General features: G+C 74.4%; 12 protein-coding genes. 4 read left to right on the plus strand and 8 right to left on the minus strand.

The features are described from left to right. Positions 1 to 122 precede the first annotated feature (122 nt). The 4 genes from GQ466_RS24625 to GQ466_RS24640 form a co-directional block, all read right to left on the minus strand. A complete protein-coding gene (locus GQ466_RS24625) occupies positions 123 to 311 on the minus strand; it encodes an acyl-CoA carboxylase epsilon subunit (RefSeq protein WP_161105400.1) in 189 nt (62 codons plus the stop codon). Next, complete coding sequence (locus GQ466_RS24630) at positions 308 to 1,855, minus strand: acyl-CoA carboxylase subunit beta (protein ID WP_202421091.1); 1,548 nt, start codon at positions 1,853 to 1,855, stop codon at positions 308 to 310. Before GQ466_RS24630 ends, GQ466_RS24625 begins: the two co-directional genes overlap by 4 nt. Before the next feature lie 193 nt (positions 1,856 to 2,048). Then, positions 2,049 to 4,217 carry a cytochrome P450 gene (locus GQ466_RS24635; RefSeq protein WP_161105402.1) on the minus strand — a complete coding sequence of 723 codons (2,169 nt, stop codon included), beginning with the start codon at positions 4,215 to 4,217 and terminating at the stop codon, positions 2,049 to 2,051. Between the two features lie 248 nt (positions 4,218 to 4,465). Beyond that, entirely contained in the window at positions 4,466 to 5,044 is a 579-nt protein-coding gene (locus GQ466_RS24640) for a TetR/AcrR family transcriptional regulator (RefSeq protein WP_161105403.1), read from the minus strand. Positions 5,045 to 5,133: 89 nt separating this feature from the next. Between GQ466_RS24640 and GQ466_RS24645 the strand changes: the two genes are divergently transcribed. The 3 genes from GQ466_RS24645 to GQ466_RS24655 all read left to right on the plus strand — a co-directional run bounded on the left by GQ466_RS24645 (position 5,134) and on the right by GQ466_RS24655 (position 8,495). Continuing rightward, a complete protein-coding gene (locus GQ466_RS24645) occupies positions 5,134 to 6,033 on the plus strand; it encodes a zinc-binding dehydrogenase (RefSeq protein ID WP_161105404.1) in 900 nt (299 codons plus the stop codon). Between the two features lie 172 nt (positions 6,034 to 6,205). Further along, positions 6,206 to 7,687: an RtcB family protein gene (locus tag GQ466_RS24650; protein WP_161105405.1), complete on the plus strand. Its 1,482-nt coding sequence runs from the start codon at positions 6,206 to 6,208 to the stop codon at positions 7,685 to 7,687. A gap of 4 nt (positions 7,688 to 7,691) precedes the next feature. Then, positions 7,692 to 8,495 (plus strand): phosphotransferase family protein, encoded by an 804-nt coding sequence (locus GQ466_RS24655; protein WP_161105406.1) that lies wholly within the window; start codon positions 7,692 to 7,694, stop codon positions 8,493 to 8,495. Here GQ466_RS24655 and GQ466_RS24660 read toward each other — a convergent pair. Beyond that, the gene (locus GQ466_RS24660; protein WP_161105407.1) at positions 8,465 to 9,871 is read right to left on the minus strand and encodes an MFS transporter; all 1,407 of its coding nucleotides are present in this window, start codon (positions 9,869 to 9,871) and stop codon (positions 8,465 to 8,467) included. The two genes, GQ466_RS24655 and GQ466_RS24660, sit on opposite strands and share 31 nt — an antisense overlap. Before the next feature lie 91 nt (positions 9,872 to 9,962). Here GQ466_RS24660 and GQ466_RS24665 point away from each other — a divergent pair, with 91 nt between their 5' ends. After that, the gene (locus tag GQ466_RS24665; protein ID WP_161105408.1) at positions 9,963 to 10,532 is read left to right on the plus strand and encodes a helix-turn-helix domain-containing protein; all 570 of its coding nucleotides are present in this window, start codon (positions 9,963 to 9,965) and stop codon (positions 10,530 to 10,532) included. Here the strand turns inward: GQ466_RS24665 and GQ466_RS24670 are convergent, their stop codons facing one another. Genes GQ466_RS24670 through GQ466_RS24680 form a run of 3 tightly spaced genes read right to left on the minus strand, consistent with a single transcriptional unit; the run spans position 10,533 to position 20,211 of the window. After that, positions 10,533 to 12,038, minus strand: a complete 1,506-nt coding sequence (locus GQ466_RS24670; protein WP_161105409.1) for an amino acid adenylation domain-containing protein — start codon at positions 12,036 to 12,038, stop codon at positions 10,533 to 10,535. It abuts the gene before it with no gap. Then, complete coding sequence (locus GQ466_RS24675; protein ID WP_161105410.1) at positions 12,035 to 15,583, minus strand: type I polyketide synthase; 3,549 nt, start codon at positions 15,581 to 15,583, stop codon at positions 12,035 to 12,037. The genes GQ466_RS24670 and GQ466_RS24675 overlap by 4 nt, the downstream gene beginning before the upstream one ends. Continuing rightward, positions 15,580 to 20,211, minus strand: a complete 4,632-nt coding sequence (locus GQ466_RS24680) for a type I polyketide synthase (protein WP_161105411.1) — start codon at positions 20,209 to 20,211, stop codon at positions 15,580 to 15,582. The genes GQ466_RS24675 and GQ466_RS24680 overlap by 4 nt, the downstream gene beginning before the upstream one ends. Positions 20,212 to 20,215: the final 4 nt, after the last annotated feature.

Below are 20,215 nucleotides of genomic sequence, written 5' to 3' on the forward strand. Positions count from 1 at the left end.
CAGCACGGACGAACGATGCGGGCCCGGTGGCGCGGGCCCGGTGGCGCGGGCACGGTGCGCGGCATGTGACGCGCGCCTGGGCTCGCGGTCACGCGGGCGGGCCGTTCGCGTGCGGGGGTGCGTCAGGGGGCGGCCCAGGCGGTGGGGGGGACGTAGCCCGGATCGCCGTAACGCCAGACGGCGCGCGGCGTCCGGCGCGAAGGCGAGGTGCCGGTCGCGGCGCGGCGGCGCAGGGCCAGCAGGACGACGGTGAGCGCGGCGAGGTCGGCGGCGTCCGCCGTGCCCCGCACGACCTGGATCTCCGGCGTCACTGCGGCTGGTTCCCGTGCTTGCGCGCCGGCAGCGGACGGTGCTTGGCCCGCAGCATCGCCAGCGCGCCCGCCAGCGCCGACCGCGTCTCGGCCGGGTCGATGACGTCGTCCACGAGCCCGCGCTCGGCCGCGTAGTACGGGTGCATCAGCTCGGTCTTGTACTCGGCGATGCGCATCTGCCGGACGGCCTCGGGATCGGCGGCGGCCGTGATCTCCCGCCGGAAGATCACGTTCGCGGCGCCCTCGGCGCCCATCACCGCGATCTCGTTCGTCGGCCACGCCAGCGACAGGTCGGCGCCGATGGACCGCGAGTCCATGACGATGTACGCCCCGCCGTACGCCTTGCGCAGGATCACCTGGACGCGCGGGACGGTCGCGTTGCAGTACGCGTACAGCAGCTTGGCCCCGTGCCGGATGATCCCGTTGTGCTCCTGGTCCACGCCCGGCAGGAAGCCCGGGACGTCCACGAGTGTCACCAGCGGGATGTTGAACGCGTCGCAGAACTGGACGAACCGGGCCGCCTTCTCCGACGCGGGAATGTCCAGCACCCCGGCCAGGTGCAGCGGCTGGTTCGCGACGACGCCCGTCAGGTGCCCGTCGATCCGCACCAGCGCGCACACCACGTTCGGCGCCCACAGCGGATGGACCTCGAAGAACTCGCCGTCGTCCACGATCTCGGCGATCACCGCGCGCATGTCGTAGGCGCGGCTGGACTCGACCGGGACGAGGTCCAGCAGCCGTTCGGTGCGCCGGTCCGCCGGGTCGGCGGGCACCGCGTCGGCGGGCGGCGCCTCCCGGTTGTTGGACGGCAGCAGCGACAGCAGGTACCGGACGTCGGCGAGGCACGACTCCTCGTCGTCGTAGGCGAACGTCGCGACGCCCGAGGACGTCGCGTGGACGTCCGCGCCGCCGAGCCCGTCGTGGCTGATGACCTCGCCGGTGACGGCCTGCACGACATCCGGCCCGGTGATGAACATCTGCGAGATGTCGCGGACCATGAACACGAAGTCGGTCAGCGCGGGCGAGTACGCCGCGCCGCCCGCGCACGGGCCGACCATGACGCTGATCTGCGGGATCACGCCGGACGCGCGGACGTTGCGCTGGAAGATGCCGCCGTACCCGGCGAGCGCGGTGACGCCCTCCTGGATCCGCGCGCCCGCGCCGTCGCACAGCCCGACGATCGGCGCGCCCGCCGCCTCGGCCATGTCCTGCACCTTGTGGATCTTGGTGGCGTGGGCCTCGCCGAGGGCGCCGCCGAAGATCCGGAAGTCGTGGGCGTAGGCGAAGACCGTCCGGCCGTTGACCAGGCCCCAGCCGGTCACCACGCCGTCGGTGTGGGGCCGCTTGGTCTCCAGCCCGAACCCGGTCGCGCGGTGCCGCCGCAGGGCCTCGACCTCGTGGAACGTGCCCGGATCGAACAGCAGCTCAATGCGCTCGCGCGCGGTCAGCTTGCCCTTGTCGCGCTGGATCTGCGTGGCCTTGGCGTTCGGCCCGGCCGCGACCCGCTCGCGCAGCAGGGTCAGCTCGGCCACCCGGCTGCGCATCGGCGGGGGACCCTGGCCCGCGGTGGCGGTCGGATCGGGAGGGAGCTGCAGCTCCTGCTCGCCGGCGATGCTCATCCTGACCCTCCGGGGAGTTCCGAGGTTGTGCTGCCTCGCTCCAAAGTCTCCCCGGCCGTCCTTAAGCGCTCCTAGAGCCCGGGCCGGGCCGCCCCCGAGACGGCCCGGCCCGGGCGGGTCAGCGCGCGGTGACCAGCAGCTCGTCGGGCGCCCGCGTCAGCAGGCCCGTCTCGACCGGCGCGAACCCGTCCGCCCAGCGCAGGTCCGGCAGGCGCTCCAGCAGGACGTTCACCGCGATCTCCGCCTCCATCCGCGCGAGCTGCGCGCCGAGGCAGAAGTGGCGGCCCGCGCCGAACGCCAGGTGCGTGGACGCGCCGGTGAACTCCCGTTCCACCGCCGCGCTCCGGCGCGGGTCGAACCGGTCCGGGTCCCGGAACCGGCGCGGGTCGCGGTTGGCCGACCCCACCAGGCACGCCACCGTCGCCCCGTCGGGGACGCGCCCGCACGGCAGGTCGACCGGGCCGTCCGCCTGCCGCAGCACCACGTGGACGGGCGGGTTGCGGCGCAGCGACTCCGCCCACACCGCGCCCGCAAGGCCCGGGTCGGCGCGCAGGTCGGCGAGGACGTGCGGCGCGTCGAGCAGGTTCGCCAGCAGCGACGCCAGCGCCCGGTCCGTCGTCTCGCCGCCCGCGCCGAGCAGCGCGCCGCAGAACCCCTTGACCATCGAGTCGGGCAGGAGTTCGCCGTCCACCCGGACGGTACAGAGCACCGACAGCAGGTCGTCGGCCGGTCGCGCCCGCCGCTCGGCGACGTGCGGCTCCAAGTAGGCGTACAGCTCGTCGCGGGAGGTCAGGCCGCGCGCGAGCGTCGCCGGGTCCTGCCGGTAGTTGCCGAGGTAGGAGAACCCGGCGCGGTACCACTCCTGGAACAGCGGCGCGTCCTCGGCGGGCAGGCCGAGCGCGCGCACGACGACGTCGATCGGCAGCCGCCGGGTGAAGCCCTCGACCAGGTCGGCGTCGTCCCCGGCGGCGATCCGCGCCGCGACGTCGTCGGCCAGCCGCTCCGCCGTCGCGCGCACCGACGCCGCCAGCCGCTCCAGCGCCCGCCCCCGGAACGCCGGGGTCAGGAACGCGCGGTGCGCCGCGTGCTCGCGTCCCTCCATCTGCAGGACGGTCGGGCCGAACATGGGCGCGAGCTGCCAGGCGTAGTTGCGCGGGGTGAGGCGCGGCTCGGTCAGCGCGGCCCGGACGTCGGCGTGCCGGCTCACCAGCCACGCGTCCAGCGGTTCGTCGCGGACGAGGGGGAAGTCGTCGCGCAGCCGCTCGTACAGCGCGTACGGGTCGCTCTCGAACGACGGCCACAGCAGGCTCGGCGGCGACTGGCGCGTGTCGACCCGCTCGGCGGCCTGCCAGTGGTAGCGCGGGACGGACCGGTGCCAGTCCAGCGAGGCGGCGAGGACGTCCGCGAGCCGTCCGGCGTAGGCGGGGTCGGCGGCCCGGCGCGCCGAGCGGAACTCCCCGGCCCGCTCGACGATCATCCGGTGGGCCGCGTCGACCGCGTCCTGCCAGGACCCGCCGCGCTCGTCGCGCAGCAGGCAGACGAGGTTAGCCGGCTCGCCGAACGCGAGGTCCTTCTCCAGCGAGTAGACGTCGTTGGTCCAGGCCAGGACGTCGGCGGCGCTCGCGCGCAGCACGGCGGGCCGTTCGCGCGCGGCGAGGACGCGTCCGTCGGCGGCCTCCATGAGGTCGAAGAACAGGTCCGCGCCGAACAGGTCGCGGCGGGCCGCGACGTAGCCGCGCACGTCCATCGGCTTGCCCGCCGTGCGGCGCTCGACCTGGTCGCACTGCGCCCACAGATGGCGGGCCAGGTGCTCGCCGAACCGGTGCCGCCAGGCCGCGTTCGCGAGCGCGGCGGTGCGCGGCCACAGGTCGCCGGCGAGGTCGGCGAGCATGGGTTCGTCGTCGTGGGCGCGGTAGGCCGGGTCGGGGACGCCCCGGACGATCGCGAGCGCGGACTCGGTGAACGCGGCGAGCATCCCGTCGCGCGCCCAGGGGCCGTCGTCGATGCGGTCGTCCAGCAGCAGCACCCACAGGAACCAGTCGAGGACGACGCGGGCGCGCCCGGGCTCGGCGGCGCCGGTGAGCGCCACCCCGAGGTCGAGGGTGCGGCCCGTCATCAGCCGTTGGTGGCCGCGCGGGCCGAGGACGCCCCGGCGCAGCGCCCGGTCGCAGGCCTCGGCGCGCAGCCGGTCGCCGTCGGGGCGGGGTGCGGGCGGGGGGAAGGGCAGGGTCAGGTCCGGGAGCCGGAATTCGGCTCGGATTCCGGACGTCGGGGCGCTCTCGGTCACGGGACGTCGTCCCACGTGACCGGGTCGTTCCCGGTCGTTTCGGTCGTGTCGGTCGGCACCGCCACCTCCAGGGATCGAAAAGCCGTTCGTGCCTCGAATCTCCGGGAAGGACGCAGCCATTGCCGCACCGCCGCGCCATACTTGGCCAGCGCTTTACCAACTGCGGTGTGCCGGGCAGGACACGGTCGAGCGAGTTTCGGACGTCCGTTAAGGACCGCTTCCGAAATGCCCCGATACGGGGTTACGGATCATCCGGACACGGGCCGCGGAGCGGAAAGAATCGCCTCGGCGAGCGCGCGCAGCGACGTCCGGAACCGCTCGGTGCCGCCGTCGGCGGTGAGCGGGCCGACGAGATCGGCGTCGAACAGGCCGAGCAGCGCGTGCGCGCAGAACGCCGCGTCCAGGTCGGGCCGCGCCTCGGCGAGCAGGTCCGTGACGTGGCGGTGCCAGCGCAGGTAGGTCGGGTCGGTGAACCGGTCCTGCGCGCAGGCACGCTCGTTGGCCGCCAGCAGCGCGGTGTTGCGGGCGGCGAGGTCGGCGAGCGCGTCCAGGAACGCGGTCAGGCGCTCGCCGGGCGGGGCGCCGGGGCCGAGCGGCGGCGGGCCGCCCGCGATGCCGGTGGCGATGGCCTGCGCGCGCTCTTCCAGGAGTGCCTGGAACAGGCCGGTGCGGCTGCCGAAGCGGCGGAAGACCGTCCCCTTGCCGACGCCCGCCGCGGCGGCGACGCGGTCGAGCGAGACGTGCTCGCGGCCGTGCTCGGCGAGCAGTGCCTCGGCCGCGCGCAGCAGGGCGCGGCGGTTGCGCGCGGCGTCCGCGCGTTCGGGCATCGGCGCCGCCTCTCGGTTGCTCAATCGGACCGTCGGTCCGTATATTACCCGGAACATTAACCGGACCAATGGTCCGTTTTGGAGGGGCGATGCGAGCAGTGATCACCGACCCGGCCGCGCCGGGCGGGATGCGGATGGGGACCGTCCCGGAGCCGGAGCCCGCGCCGGACGAGGCCGTCGTCGCCGTCCGGCACGCGGGGGTGAACCACGGCGACCTGCGCGTCGAGGCCCGTCCGCCGGGGACCGTGCTCGGCGCGGACGCCGCCGGGATCGTCGTCCGGCCCGCCGCCGACGGCACCGGCCCCGCCGCCGGAACCCGTGTCATGGCGCTCGCGCCCGGCGCGTGGGCGGAGCGCGTCGCGGTCCCGGCGGGCGCGCTCACCGAGGTCGCCGCTGGGGTGGACCTCGCCGAGGCCGCCGCCGTCCCGCTCGCCGGGATCACCGCGCTGCGCAACCTGCCCGGCCCCCTCGCGGGCCGCCGCGTGCTGATCACCGGCGCGTCCGGCGGCGTCGGCCGGATGGCCGTGCAGCTCGCGGCGCGCGGCGGCGCCCACGTGATCGCGGCGGTCGGGTCGGCCGCGCGCGGCGCTGGGCTGTCCGCGCTCGGCGCGGCCGAGGTCGTCGTCGGCCTGGACGGCGTCGCCGAACCCGTGGACCTGGTCCTGGAGAACGTCGGCGGGCCGCTGCTCGTCGCGGCCTGGAACCTCCTCGCGCCCGGCGGGGACCTGCGCAGCATCGGGTGGGCGTCCGGCGAGCCCGCCGTCCTGCCGCCCTACGCGACGTTCGCGCTCGGGCCCGCCCGCACCCTCCACTCGTTCGGCGACGTCGGCGACCTGGCCGACGACCTCGCGCGCCTCGCCCGCCTGCACGCCTCCGGCGCGATCACCGCCGGGGTGGCCTGGCGCGGCTCCTGGGACCGGGCCGCCGACGCCGCCGCGGCCCTCGCCGCCCGCCGCATCGCGGGCAAGGCCGTCCTCGACGTCTCCTGACGCGCGCCGGGAAAACCCGTTGGGGCGCGACAGAGGTGTGGGCTAGCGTGAGAGACGCCTCGCGGCTGCTGAACCTCGGGGAACTTCCGTCACCGCCTTCCCGGTGACGCTTCCGCACGCCCTTTCACCGGCGTGCCCTGCACCCTTTCCAGCAGCCATCGGGATGTTCATCATGACCTTCCAGGATCCACGGCTCGTCCGGACCGACGACGCCTGGCTCACCCTTCCCAACGCCTGGGGCGTGCCCGTCGACATCTGCGCGGGGGCCGACGTGCCCGTCGAGCCCGCCGCCGTCGACGAGGCGCTTTCCGTCCTGGAGACCGCCGACACGCTCGCGCGGCTCGGCGACGCGGCGATCACCCGGCTCGTCCTCACGCCCGATTTCCACAAGGGCGCCGGAATTCCCATCGGGACCGTCCTGCAGACGCGCGGCGCGCTGCTCCCGCAGGCCGTCGGCAACGACGTCAACTGCGGGATGCGGCTGGAGACGACGTCGCTGACCGCCGATCGGGTGCGGCCCCGCCTGGACGCCCTGGAACGCCGCCTCCGGCACGTCTTCTTCGAGGGCGGTCGGCGCATCGCCCTGTCCGGCGCGCAGCGCGAGGGCCTGCTGCGCGACGGGCTGCCCGGCCTGCTCTCCGTCCGCCGCGCCTCGGACGCGGGGGTGTGGGCCGCCGTCCGGCCGGGCGACGCCGCACCGGGCAGGATCCACGGCGCGTCCTACCCGACCCGGACCGCCGACGCCTTCCGCGACTGGATCGGCAGCGCGGGCGGCACCAGCCACGACAGCATCATCGGCAGCGTCGGCGGCGGGAACCACTTCGCCGAACTGCAGTACGTCGCGAAGGTTCACGACCGTCAGGCCGCGTACGCCTGGGGGTTCCGGCCGGGCCAGGTGGTGTCGATGACGCACAGCGGCTCGCTGTCGCTCGGGCACCAGGCGAACGCGTCCGGGCTGACGCGGGCGAAGGCGCGCTGGCCCGTGCGCCTGCCGGAACCGCGCAACAAGCTGTTCCCTCTGCCGCTGGACGACGAGGCGGCGTGCCGCGACTACCTCGACGTCTTCGGTAACGCGGCGAACTTCGCCGTCGGCAACCGCTTCTTCCTCGCGCTGATGCTGCGGACCGCGCTGGCCGCCGAGTGCGGCGACTTCGCGTCCGGGCTGGTGTACGACGCGCCGCACAACCTGCTCTGGCGCGGCGCGGACGGCCACGTCGTCCACCGCAAGGGCGCCACCCCGGCCGGCGGGCACGCGGCGATGGCGGACGGGCCGTACGCGATGTGGGGCGAACCGGTCATCGTGCCGGGCTCGATGGGCGCGGCCAGCTACGTCCTGCGCGGCACCGGCGCGGCGCGGACACTGGCCAGCGCGTGCCACGGCGCCGGCCGCCGGGTGCCGCGCGGCGCGGCCTCCCGCGCCGGCGACGCGGAGCTGGACGCCTTCCTGCACGAGTTCCGGGTCGTCACACCGCTCGACCACCGCGCCCCGGGCATCGCGCGCCGGGCGGACGTCCTCGCGGCGTGGCGCCGGGACCTCAAGCAGGAGGCGCCCTGGGTCTACAAGGACATCGGCCCGGTCGTCGCCAGCCTTGAGCGGGGCGGGGTCGCCGTCCCGGTCGTGGAGCTGCGCCCGTTGCTGACCGTCAAGGGATGAGACCATGTCCGATTACCCTCACGGCATGGACGCGCCCTCGCCCGCCGTGCTCGCGTGGGCGGCCGAGGCGGTCGGGGACCGGCCGCCCGCCCGCGTCGTCCGGCCGCTCGCGGGCGGTTCGCACGCCGCCACGCACCTGCTGGCGACGGCGACGCGGCGGATGGTCCTGCGCCGGTTCCCCGCCGGGGACGGCGCGGCGGCGCGCGAGGCGCGGGTGCTGACGGCGCTCGACGGGCTCGGCGGGCTCGTCCCGCGCCTGCTGGCCGCCGACCCCGGCGCCGCCCGGCCCGCGACGCTGACCACCGTGCTGCCCGGCCGCGCCGACATCCGTCCCGCCGATCCCGGCGCGGCGGCGGTCCGGCTGGCCCGGACGCTCGCGCGGCTGCACGCCGTCCCCGCGCCGGGCCTTGACGCGCCGTCCGTGCGGCTGCCGCCGGACCTCGCCGGTGAGCCGCCGGTGCTGACGCACCGCGACTACTGGTCCGGCAACGTCCTGTGGACGGGCGGCGCGATCACCGGCGTGGTCGACTGGACGAGCGGCTGCCTGGCCCCGCGCGGCGTCGACGTGAGCTGGTGCCGGCTCGACCTCGTCCTGCTGCACGGCCGCGCGGTCGCCGACGTCTTCCTGCGCGCCTACGAGGACGCGGCCGGGGTCCGGGTGGCGGCGCGGTGGGACCGGTGGGCCGCCGAGCACTCGCGCGCGGGCGTGGAGACGTGGGTGCCGAACTACAGCGGTCTCGGGCGGGACGATCTGACGGCGTCCGTGCTGCGCGCCCGTCACACGGCCTGGGCGCGCCGGCTCGGCTGACGCGCGGAGCCGTCGACGGGGTCGCGCTTCCGGCCGTCGAGGGAGGAGACGACCGCCACGACCAGGACGAGCAGCCCGCAGCCCGCCACGAGCGCCCAGCCGGGACGGGTCGCCTCGGCGAGGCGGGCGGGCGCGGCGCCGGCGACGAGGCCGCCCGCGATGGCGACGCCCACGGCCGAGCCGAGCTGGCGTGCCATCGAGGTGATGCCGCCCGCGACGCCGGCGCGGGCGCGCGGGAGGCCGCCGACGGCCGTGTCGGTGATCGGGGCGTTCGCGAAACCGAAGCCCGCGCCGATCAGCAGGTAGGCCAGGGCGATCAGCCGGACGTCCGTGCGGTCGCCGAGCAGCGTGAGCGGGAGCGCGCCCGCCGTGAGCAGGCCGCCGGCGAGCAGGAGCGGCGGGCGCGGGCCGTGCCGTCCGGTGAGGACGCCCGACAGCGGCGCGCACACGGTCGCCGCCAGCGCCATCGGGAGCGTGACGAGGCCCGTCGCGAGCGGGGAGAGGCCGCGCGCGTGCTGGAGGTAGAGGGTGTTGAGCAGCAGCGTCGCGCCGAGGGCGGCGAACACCGCGACGGCTCCGGCGACGGCGGCGGCGAACGACGGGCGGCGGAACAGGCGCGGGTCGATCAGGGGTTCGTCGCGGCGTGTCTCGACGCGTCCGAGCGCCACCGCCGCGACGGCCACGACGCCGTAGCCGGTGAGCGCCGCGGGCGAGGCCCAGCCGACGCGCGGGCCCTCGATCAGCACGGCGACCGCGCCGGACGCGACGAGCGCCAGCAGCGCCTGGCCCGGGGCGTCCAGGCGGCGCGGGCGCTCCGCGCGGGACTCCGGGACGAAGACCGCCGTGAGCACGAGCGCCGCCGCGACGACCGGAACATTGATCCAGAAGAGGGACCGCCAGCCCGCCGCCGCGACCAGCGCGCCGCCCACGAGCGGCCCGGCCGCCATGCTGACGCCGAACACCGCCGCCCACACGCCGATCGCGCGGGCGCGTTCCCGCGCGTCCGTCATGACGTTGACGACGATCGCGAGCGCCACCGGGCTCAGCATCGACGCGCCCACGCCCTGCGCGACGCGGGCCGCGACGAGCACCGCCGCGTCCGGGGCGAGCGCGCACACCGCCGACGCGGCGCCGAACACGACGAGCCCGAGGCGGAACACGCGGCGGCGCCCGAACCGGTCGGCCAGCGCGCCGGACGAGACCAGCAGCCCCGCGAACGCGAGCGTGTAGGCGTCGACCGTCCATTCCAGGCCGCGCGTGCCGAGGCCGAGGCCCGCGCCGATCGCGGGCAGCCCGACGTTGACGATCGTGGTGTCGAGTCCGACGAGGAACAGGCTCAGGCAGCAGACCGCGAGGATCGTCCAGCGTCGTTCCATGGTCGCTCCTTTCGGGTGGGAGGACGACCACTGTCGGGGCGGCGCGCACGGCGCGGACAGGAATTTTGCGGGAACTGCAAAACTGGACGGCATGGACGCCGAACTGGAACGCACGCTCGCCGCGATCGGGCCCCGGCTGCGCGCGCTGCGCCGCGACCGCGCCCTGACGCTCGCGGAGCTGTCGGCGATGACCGGCATCTCGGTCAGCGGCCTGTCCCGGCTGGAGTCCGGACGGCGGCGCCCGACGCTCGAACTCCTCATCCCGCTCGCGCGGGCGCACCGCGTCGCGCTGGACCAGCTCATCGGCGCGCCCCCGACCGGCGACCCGCGCGTCCACCTCAAGCCGCTGCGGCATCCGCGCGGGATGCTCGTGCCGCTGACGCAGTACCCGGGCCGCCTCCAGGTGTTCAAGCAGGTGATCGCGCCGCGCCCGCGCAGGCTCGTGACGCACGAGGGCTACGAGTGGCTGTTCGTCCTCGCGGGGGAGCTGGTGCTCGTCCTCGGCGACCGCGAGCTGACGCTGCGGCCCGGCGAGATCGCCGAGTTCGACACGGCCGAGCCGCACTGGTTCGGGCCGCCCGGGGACGGCTCGGCGGAGATCCTGCACATCTTCGGCCGGCACGGCGACCGGGCGCGGGTGCGGGCGCGCCCGGACGCCTGATCACGGCAGCGCGGCGCGGTCCAGCTTCCCGTTCGCCGTCAGCGGCAGCCCGGCGAGCGGGACGACGGCGTTCGGCAGCATGTAGTCGGGCAGGAGCCGCGCGGCGAAGCGGCGGACGTCCTTCAGGGACGGGACGTCGCCGTCCGCCACCAGATAGGCGACGATCTTCGGGGCGCGGGTGTCGGCGTCCCGGACGGCGACGACCGCGTCGCGCACCGCCGGATGGGCCGCCAGGGTCTGCTCGATCTCGCCGAGTTCGACGCGGAATCCGCGGATCTTGACCTGCTGGTCGGCGCGGCCCACGTATTCGATGTCGCCGTCGTGGCGCGGTATCGCCAGATCGCCGGAACGGTAGAGCGTCTGCCCTTCCTCGCCGGGGAACGGGCTCGGAAGGAAGCGTTCCGCGGTGAGATCGGGGCGTCCGAGATATCCCTGCCCGACGCCGTCCCCGCTGACGTGGATCTCGCCGGTCTCGCCGATCGCCACGGGTTTTCCGTCTTCATCGAGAATGTGCAGGCGCAGGTCCGGGATCGGCGTCCCGATGAGGCTGGCCGGGTTCTCGGTGTCGTCGAGCGTGATCTCCCGGTAGGTGGCGTGGACGGTCGTCTCGGTGATGCCGTACATGTTCACCAGGCGCGGAGTCGCGTCGCCGTGCCGGTCGAACCACGGCCGCAGTCCGGGAATGTCCAGGGCCTCTCCCGCGAAGATGACGAAACGGAGACGCAGCGGCGTCGTGTTCCGCGTGATCCGGTCGGCCTGCTGGAACTGCTTGAACGCGGTGGGCGTCTGGGTGAGCATCGTGACGCCTTCGCGGGCCACGAGGTCGTGGAACTGCTCGAAGGACCGGCTCACCTGGTGCGGGACGACGACGAGCCGTCCGCCGTGGGCGAGCGCGCCCCACATTTCCCAGACCGAGAGGTCGAACGCCGGGGAATGGAACAGTGTCCAGACGTCGGTGGCGGCGAAACCGAACCAGCCGTCGGTGGCCGTGAAGAGGCGGCGCACGTTGTGGTGGCTGATCCGGACGCCTTTCGGCCTTCCGGTCGAGCCCGACGTGTAGATGACGTAGGCGAGGTCGTCGCCGTCCGCGCCGCCGCCGGGATTTCCGGAATCCGCCGCGTCCAGCGCCGGGCGCAGATCTTCGAGCGCGTGGACGCCGGGCCGTCCCGCGAACGCGGCCCGGTGCGCGCGGTCGGTGAGGAGCAGCGGAACGCCCGAGTCGTCCAGCATGAGCGCGATCCGCTGCTCGGGGTGGTGCGGGTCGAACGGGACGTACGCCGCGCCGCTCTTGAGAATGGCGAGAATGGTGGTGACCAGGTCGAACGAGCGGTCCAGGCAGACGCCGACGAGAACGCCGGGCCGGGCGCCGAGGTCGCGCAGGGCGTGCGCGAGCCGGTTGGCGCGGGCGTTCAGCTCCCCGTACGTCAGCGTCTCGCCGCCGAGGGCGAGCGCGGTCGCGGCGGGCCGCGCGGCGGCCTGTTCCTCGAACCTCGTGTGGACGTTCATCGCAGGCTCTCCAGATGGGACGCGAGCCGGGCGATCGTCGGCATCTCGTAAAGGTGCGCCAGCCCGATGTCGAGGGCGCGCAGCTCGCGGAGTTCGGAGATCAGCTGGAGGCCGAGCAGCGAATGGCCGCCGAGGGAGAAGAAGTCGTCGTCCACGCCGATCCGCTCGACGCCGAGCAGCCCGGCGAACAGGTCGGCGAGGTCGCGTTCCATCGCGGTGCGCGGCGCGACATAGGCCGTTTCCAAGTCCGGGCGGGCGTGCTGGGTTCGTTCCGGCTCGGCGGCGGGCTTGCGCGTCGTCGCGGTCGCCGTCACCCATTTCTCGTGGCGGCGGCCGAGGTTCGTGGCGGAGATGTCGACCTCGACCTCCCCGGTCACGGCGAACGCCCGCTCGAAGCAGGCCAGGCCCTCTTCGCCGGTCAGCACGGACGGCTCCACGCGCCGGTAGAGCGCGGTGGGAAGGCGATCGATGATGCCCGCCCATTCGACCGTCCAGGAGTCCCAGCAATGGACCGTCCACGGATGCTCGGTGCGCGCCCGGGAGATCGCGTACGCCTTGGCGAAACCGCTGATCGTGGCGATCTGGAAGAAGCCGTCGCCGCCGAGGACCGAGCCGAGCGAACTCGACATGATGCGGAAGTCCAGCTCCCGTCCGGCGACCATCCGGTCGACCAGGAGAAAGCTGTGGGCGACCGCGTCGAAATGCCCGCGCCAGGTCTCCGGCGTGATCGACCGGAGCGTGGCGATGCGTTTGGCGTTGGACGAGCCCGGCGCGTGCAGGACCCCGGCGACCGGGCCGAACCGGGCCTCCAGTTCGGTGAGAAGCCGCGCGTTGTCGGCGTCGTCGTCGCTGAGGCGGCCCGCGAAGGCGGCGCCTTCCTCGATGAGCGCCTGGGCCCGGCGGATGCGCGCGCCGACCGGGTCGTCGGCGTCGTGGGCGTCCAGCCAGGCGTCCCATTCCGGCCGGTCCGGGAAGGCAGCGTCTTCCAGAATCAGGATCCTGCCGCCGCCGCGCCCGATGTGCTCGGCGATGAGGTGCCCGATTCCCTCCAGGCCGCCATAGACCAGGTAGTTCTTGCCCGCCTGGACGGCTCCGGGACGAGGCGCCGCCGCGTCCACCCGCACGCGGTCGTACTTCTTCACGTGGCGCCGCCCGTTGCGGTACGCGCAGATCAGCGCGGACGGCGGCCGGGCGATCTCGGCGAGCAGCGGGCCGGTGACGTCGCCGGGCGCGCATCCGGCCGGAAGGGAAAGGTCGATCACCCGGGACGCGAGATGCCCGTAGGTCTGCTGAATGACCAGGCAGGCGCCCGCGACCGTGCTGTCGTGGACGTTCAGTTCCTCGCCGCCGGTCACCTCGAACACGTCGTCGGTCACGCCGGTGAACGTCATCGGCCGCCGCACCGAGAGCCGGTCCAGCGCCTGGGCGAACAGCAGGATCGCGAGCGACGAGGCGTCCTGCGCGCGGACCAGGGATTCCCGGTCCATTTCCTCCGGCCGGTCGCGGCGGCTGCTCAGCGGCCAGAGGAAATGCGTGCCGTCGGGCAGCCGGTCCTCGTCCCGCAGCGTGCGGACGAGCGAGAGATAGTCGGCCTCCCGCGCGGGATTCACCAGGAAGGACCCGTCGTCGGCCGTGCGGAATTCGTCGCCGGGGCGCACCACGACGACGGTGTCGCCCGCCGCGCGCAGTTCGGCCGCCAGCGCGTCGCCGATTCCGCGGCCGTCGGCGAACAGCAGATGCGTGCGGCGCTCCGGCGCGGGCGCCTCGAACGGCAGCGGCTCCCGCTTCCAGACCGGGACGGAGAACCAGTCGGCGACGTCGGGCAGTTTGGTGAAGTCGTCGGCGTCGCCGCGCTGTTCGGCGTACCAGAAGTGCCGCCGCTCGAACGGATAGGTGGGAAGGGGGATGCGGCGCGCCTCACCGTCCGCCCACCGGGCCGACCAGTCGACGTCCTCGCCCGCCAGCCACCGGACGACGTCCGGATCACCGGCCGGGCCGCCGGGTTCCCGCAGCAGCCGTGCGGCCTCGTCGGCCGAACGGCACACGACCGCGCGGCGGTGCCGGAAATGGCGGCGCCCGCATTGGAGGGTGAACGCGACGTCCGCGAGCGGAACGGACGGGTTCTCGGCGAGATGGTCCGCCAGCGCGTCGGCCGCCGCTTGCAGCGCTTCTGGGGAACGCGCGGACAGGACGAGAATCTGCTCCCGCTCCTCGGCGTTACGGGCCGGTGCCGAAGGCGCCTCTTCGAGAATCACGTGGCAGTTCGTCCCGCCGATCCCCATCGAGCTGACGCCCGCCCGGCGGGGACCGGGACGGTCCGGCCACGCGGTGAGTTCCGTCTGCACATAGAACGGCCCGTCCGCGAAGTCGATCTCGGGATTCGGGCTGGAGAAGTTGAGCGTCGGCGGAAGGACGCCGTTCCGCAGCGCCAGGACCGTCTTGATGAGCCCCGCGATCCCCGCCGCCGCGTTGAGGTGCCCGATGTTGGTCTTGACCGAGCCGATCGGGCAGAAACCGGTCCGGTCCGTGCCCGTCCGGAACGCCCGGCTCAGCGCGGCCACCTCGATCGGGTCGCCGAGCCGCGTGCCGGTGCCGTGCGCCTCGACGTAGCCGATCTCGTCCGGGGCGACCGCCGCGTCCGCGAGCGCCTCGACGATCACGCGGCTCTGCCCCTCGACGCTCGGCGCGGTGTAGCCGACCTTGAGCGACCCGTCGTTGTTCACCGCCGAGCCCTTGATCGTCGCGTACACGTGGTCGCCGTCGGCGAGCGCGGCGGCCAGCGGCTTCAGCACGACGACGCCGCAGCCGTCGCCCCACACGGTGCCCTCGGCCTTGGCGTCGAACGCGCGGCAGTGGCCGTCGGGGGACTGCAGGCCGTCCGGGACGTACCGGTAGCCCCGGCCGCCGCCCGCCACCAGCGACACCCCGCCGGCGAGGACGATGTCGCTCTCGCCGAGCAGCAGGCTCTGCCGGCCCAGATGGACGGCCACGAGCGACGTCGAGCAGGCCGTGTTCACGCTGACGCTCGGCCCGGTGAGGTTCAGCTTGTACGAGACGCGGGACGGCAGGAAGTCCTTGTCGTTCCCGATCATCAACTGCTCCGCCCCGGCCGACCGCAGATATCCGGGGTCGTTCAGCGCGGCCTCGATCAGGTAGGAGTTCATGCCCGTGCCCGCGAAGACGCCGATGTCGCCGTCAAAGGTCTCGGGGTCGTAACCGGCGTCCTCCAGCGCGGTCCAGCAGCATTCCAGGAAAAGGCGGTGCTGCGGGTCGGTCGCGGTCGCCTCGGCCGCGCTGATCCCGAAGAAACCGGCGTCGAACGCGCCGATGTCGGTGATGCCGGAGACCGCGCGGACGTACGCGGGGTCGCGGAAGGTCTCCTCGGGGACGCCCTTCGCGCGCAGTTCCTCGTCGGTGAGGAACCGCACCGCCTCGGCGCCGTCGCGCAGGTTCCGCCAGAACTCGGCGGGCGTGCGCGCGCCGGGGAACTCGCACGCCATGCCGATCACGGCGATGTCCAGCGCGGTCGGGTCCTGCTCGTTCATTCGCGGTCGCCAATCTGTGCGGAGGGCGGTGGGTCGGCGAGTCCGGCGACGCGCCGCAGCGCGCGCCGCCGGTTGTCGCCCTTTCTTCGGCTCCGGGCGAGGAGCCCGTCGACGGGCGGGGCGCTCAGGAACGCGGTCAGCGCGTCGACGGTCGGGTGCTCGAACAAGTGGACGCTCTGCACGTCGCGGCCCAGTTCGTCGCGGAGCCGCAGCGCGACGTCCACGAGCAGGACCGAATGGCCGCCGAGGTCGAAGAAGTTGTCGGCCGGGTCGATGCCGGTCACGCCGAGCGCTTCCTCGTAGGACGCGGTGACGATCCTCCTGATGGCGTCGGCGTCCGTTTCGCGTTTCCGGCCGGGCGCGAGCAGCCGTTCGTACTCGGCGCCGATTCCCGCGACCGTCTCCGCGTCGAAGAGGGCCGGGTCGTAGATGAACAGCAGGACGTATTCGCCGTCGATCCTGCCGACTTCGAGGGACAGGTCGAACACGCCCTGCTGGTGGATCTCCAGCATCGGCTCGAACCGGGCGAGCGCCGCGTCGGCGTCGCCCTGCAGCCAGTTCTGGAAGACGAAGCTGACGCGGAAGTCCAGGCCGCGCCGGCGGCCGTTCCCGGTGAGGTCGTCGATCTCCGACACGGGATAGCGGGCGTGCTCGAAAGCCTCGTAGACGCGTTCCTTCACCTGGACGGCGAGGTCGCGCACCGACGGCGTCCCGGAAACGCGCGTCCGGATCGGCACCTGGTTGAGGAAATAGCCGATGACGTCCTCGTACTCCGACCGGTGGCGGTCCTGGACCGGCGTCCCGACGACCAGGTCGTCCTGCCCGCCGCGCCGGTGCAGCAAAGCGCTGAACGCGCTGAGCATGACGACGAACGGCGACGTGCCCAGCTCGGCGCTCAGCGCGCGCACGTGCTCGGCGTGCGCGGCCGGGAGCCGCCGCAGGTGGACGACGCCGTCGAAGCGGGTCGCGTCGGTCCGGGGCCGGTCCGGGCGGAGGTCGACCGCCGGGGGCGCGCCGCGCAGCCGCTCGCGCCAGAAGTCGCGGTCCGCGCGGCCCCGGTCGCCGTCGAGGTGGCGGCGCTGGTCGGCGACGTACGCCGCGTAGGCGCCGGGCGCCGGGCCGTCCCCGGCGAGCCCGGCCAGCTCCCGCATGAGCAGGAGCGTGGACGTGCCGTCGAACACCACGTGGTGGACGGTGATCAGCAGGACGTGCTCGTCGTCGTCCAGCGTCAGCAGGTGGGCGCGCAGCAGCGGCCCGCGCTCCAGGTCGAAGGGGCGGCGGATCCGGTCGGTCAGCGCGGCGTCGAGGTCGGCGCGGTGCAGCGTCGCCCGCTCGAACGGGACGGCGGTGTCGTCCGCGACGATCTGCCTCGGCTCCCGGCCGACGACGGTGAAGCGCGTCCGCAGCGCCGCGTGCCGCTCCACCAGCCGACGTACCGACGATTCGATCGCATCGGCATCGACAGAGTCACGGATACGGAAGGCCAGCGGCACGTTGTACGCCGTGCTGCCGGGCGCGAGCTGCTGGAGCGACCACAGCTCCCGCTGGCCCGCCGACAGCGGGAAGCCGGGACGTCCGTCGTCCTCCGGCACGGGCGCGTCGTCGGGCGCCGCGCCGTCCAGGACGCGGCGGGCGAGCGCGTCCACCGTCGCGGCCTCGAAGATCGTCCGCGCGGACAGGACGACCCCGAACGCGTCCCGGATCCGGTTCCGGAGCGCGAACGCGTTGATCGAGTCGAACCCGTGGCGCAGGAACGCGTCGCCGGGCTCGATCCGTCCCGCCGGGACGCCGAGCAGCCCGGACAGCCACGCCAGCAGCGCGCGCCGCACCCCGGCCTCGCTCCGGTCCGCGCCGAAGTCCGGTTCGTCCGGGGCGGGCGCGGTGTCGGGGACGCCGTCGAACTCCCATCCGCCGCCCGACGACCGGACCGTCAGCCAGAACCGCCGCCGCTCGAACGCGTACGTCGGCAGGTCGGCGGCGGGCCCGTCGCCGAACAGCGCGGGCCAGTCGACGCGGGCGCCCCGGGCGTGCGCGGCGCCGAGCGCGGTGAGCAGCGCGCGGTCGTCGGGCGTCGCGCGGCGCAGCAGCGGAGCGAACAGCGCGCCCCGGCCGGGCAGCGCCTCGGGGCCGAGCGCGGACAGGACGCCGTCCGGGCCGATCTCCAGGAACACCGCGGCGCCGGCGGCGTCCAGGGTCCGCAGGCCGTCGAGGAACCGCACCGGCGCGCGGACCTGCCCGGCCCAGTACTCGGGGGTGAGGCGGTCGGTCTCGGCGCCGGTCACCGTGGACACGAACCGGACGCCCGGCGGCGCGTGCGGCAGGCGCGCGGCGACGCGGCCGAGGTCGTCCGGCACGCCGTCCATGTGCCGCGAGTGGAAGGCGTGGCTGACGTGCAGGCGCCGCGTCCAGTGCCCGCGCGCGGCGGCCCGCTCGGCGACGGCGGTCACGGCGGCGGCGTCGCCGGAGATCACGGTCGCCGTCGGGCCGTTGACCGCCGCGATGTCGACGTCGTCCCCGCCGATGAGGTCGAGGACGTCGTTCTCGCCCGCCTCGATCGCGGCCATCGCCCCGTCGGACCGGGCCGCCTGCATGAGCCGTCCGCGCGCCTCCACCAGCGTGGCCGCGTCCGCGAGCGACAGCACCCCGGCGGCGTGCGCGGCGGCGATCTCGCCGATCGAGTGGCCGAGGACGAGGTCGGGCGTGACGCCGAAGTGCTCCGCCAGCCGGAACAGCGCCACCTCGATCGCGAACAGCGCGGGCTGGGCGAAGCGCGTCCGGTCCAGGTCGGCCTGGACGCCGGAGAAGACGAGGTCGCGCAGCGAGCGCCCGAGCGCCGGGTCGAACGCGGCGCAGGCGGCGTCGAACGCGTCCGCGAACACCGGGTGGGCGGCGTGCAGGCCGCGGCCCATGCCGATCCGCTGGGCGCCCTGGCCGGTGAACAGGAACGCCACGCGGGGACGCTGGGCGCGGCCGGTGACGACGGCGTCGGAGCGCGTCCCGGACGCCAGCGCGTCGAGGCCCGCGAGCAGGTCCGCGCGGTCGCGCCCGACGACCACGGCGCGGTGGTCCAGCGGGGACCGCGCGGTCGCCAGCGCCCGGCCCACGGCGACGGCGTCCAGGGCCGGACGGTCCCGGACCCACGCCGCGAGCCGTTCGGCCTGCCGGGGCAGCGCCTGCTCGGTCGCGGCGGACAGCAGCCACGGCAGCGTCGCCGCCCCGCACGTCTCCGGGACCGGCGCGGCGGGTTCGGGCGGCTGTTCGAGAATGACGTGGGCGTTCGTCCCGCTGATGCCGAACGAGGAGACCCCGGCGCGGCGCGGCCGTCCCGTTTCGGGCCACGGCGTGTTCCGCGTGAGGAGCCGGACGCCGTCCTGCGGCCATTCCACCCGGTCCGTCGGCTTGTTGACGTGCAGGGTCCGGGGAAGGACGCCGTGCCGGATCGCATAGACCGTCTTGATGATTCCGGCGATGCCCGCTGCGGCCTGCGTGTGGCCGATGTTGGATTTGACAGAACCGAGCCAGAGCGGCCGTTCCCGGTCGCGTCCGTAGGCGGCGATGAGGGCCTGCGCCTCGATGGGGTCGCCGAGCGGCGTCCCGGTGCCGTGCCCTTCCACGGCGTCGATGTCGGACGGGCTCAACCCGGCGTCGGCGAGGGCCTTCCTGATGACGCTCTCCTGCGACGGCCCGTTCGGCGCCGTGAGCCCGTTGGACGCGCCGTCCTGATTCACCGCCGACCCCCGGAGAACGGCGTGAATGTGATGCCCGTTGCGCTGCGCGTCCGAAAGCCGCTCGACCAGCAGAACCCCGGCGCCCTCGCCGAATCCGGTGCCGTCGGCGGTGTCGGAGAACGCCTTGCAGCGGCCGTCGGGGGAGAGCGCGCGCTGTCGGCTGAACTCGACCAGCAGGCCCGGCGACGCCATGACCGTCACCCCGCCGACCAGCGCCAGCGAGCATTCGCCGCGCCGCAGCGACTGCGCCGCCAGATGCAGCGCGACCAGCGACGACGAGCACGCCGTGTCCACCGTGACCGCCGGCCCGACGAGCCCGAACGCGTACGAGATCCGTCCCGCCGCCACGCTCGACGCGCTCCCCACGCCCATCGAGCCTTCCAAGGAAGGCGGCAGGGATTCCCAGCGCGGCGCGTACTCGAACGGATAGGTGCCGACGAACACGCCGGTCTCGCTGTCACGTAGTTCACCGGCGGGAATCCCGGCGCGCTCGACGGCCTCGAACGCCGTCATCAGCAGCAGCCGCTGCTGCGGGTCCGCCGCGACGGATTCGCGGGCGCTCATCCCGAACAGGTCGGGATCGAAGTCGCCCGCGCCGGGCAGGAAACCGCCCGCCGTCGCGTAACAGGTGCCGTGCCGTTCCGGGTCGGGATCGTAAAGGCGGTCGACGTCCCATCCCCGGTCGTCCGGGAAGGGCCCCATCGCGTCGGTGTTCGACACGACCAGGTCCCACAAATCCTCGGGCGACTCCACGCCGCCGGGAAAGCGGCACGCGACCCCGACGACCGCGATCGGCTCGTGCCGCCGGTGGGCGAGGTCGCGCAGTTCCGCGCGCGCCTCCTGGAGGTCGGCCGTGGCCTTCCTCAGATAGGCCCGGAGTTTCTCGGTGTTGTCCGCCATCGGT

This window comes from Actinomadura rayongensis, assembly GCF_009831215.1.
Taxonomy (GTDB): domain Bacteria; phylum Actinomycetota; class Actinomycetes; order Streptosporangiales; family Streptosporangiaceae; genus Spirillospora; species Spirillospora rayongensis.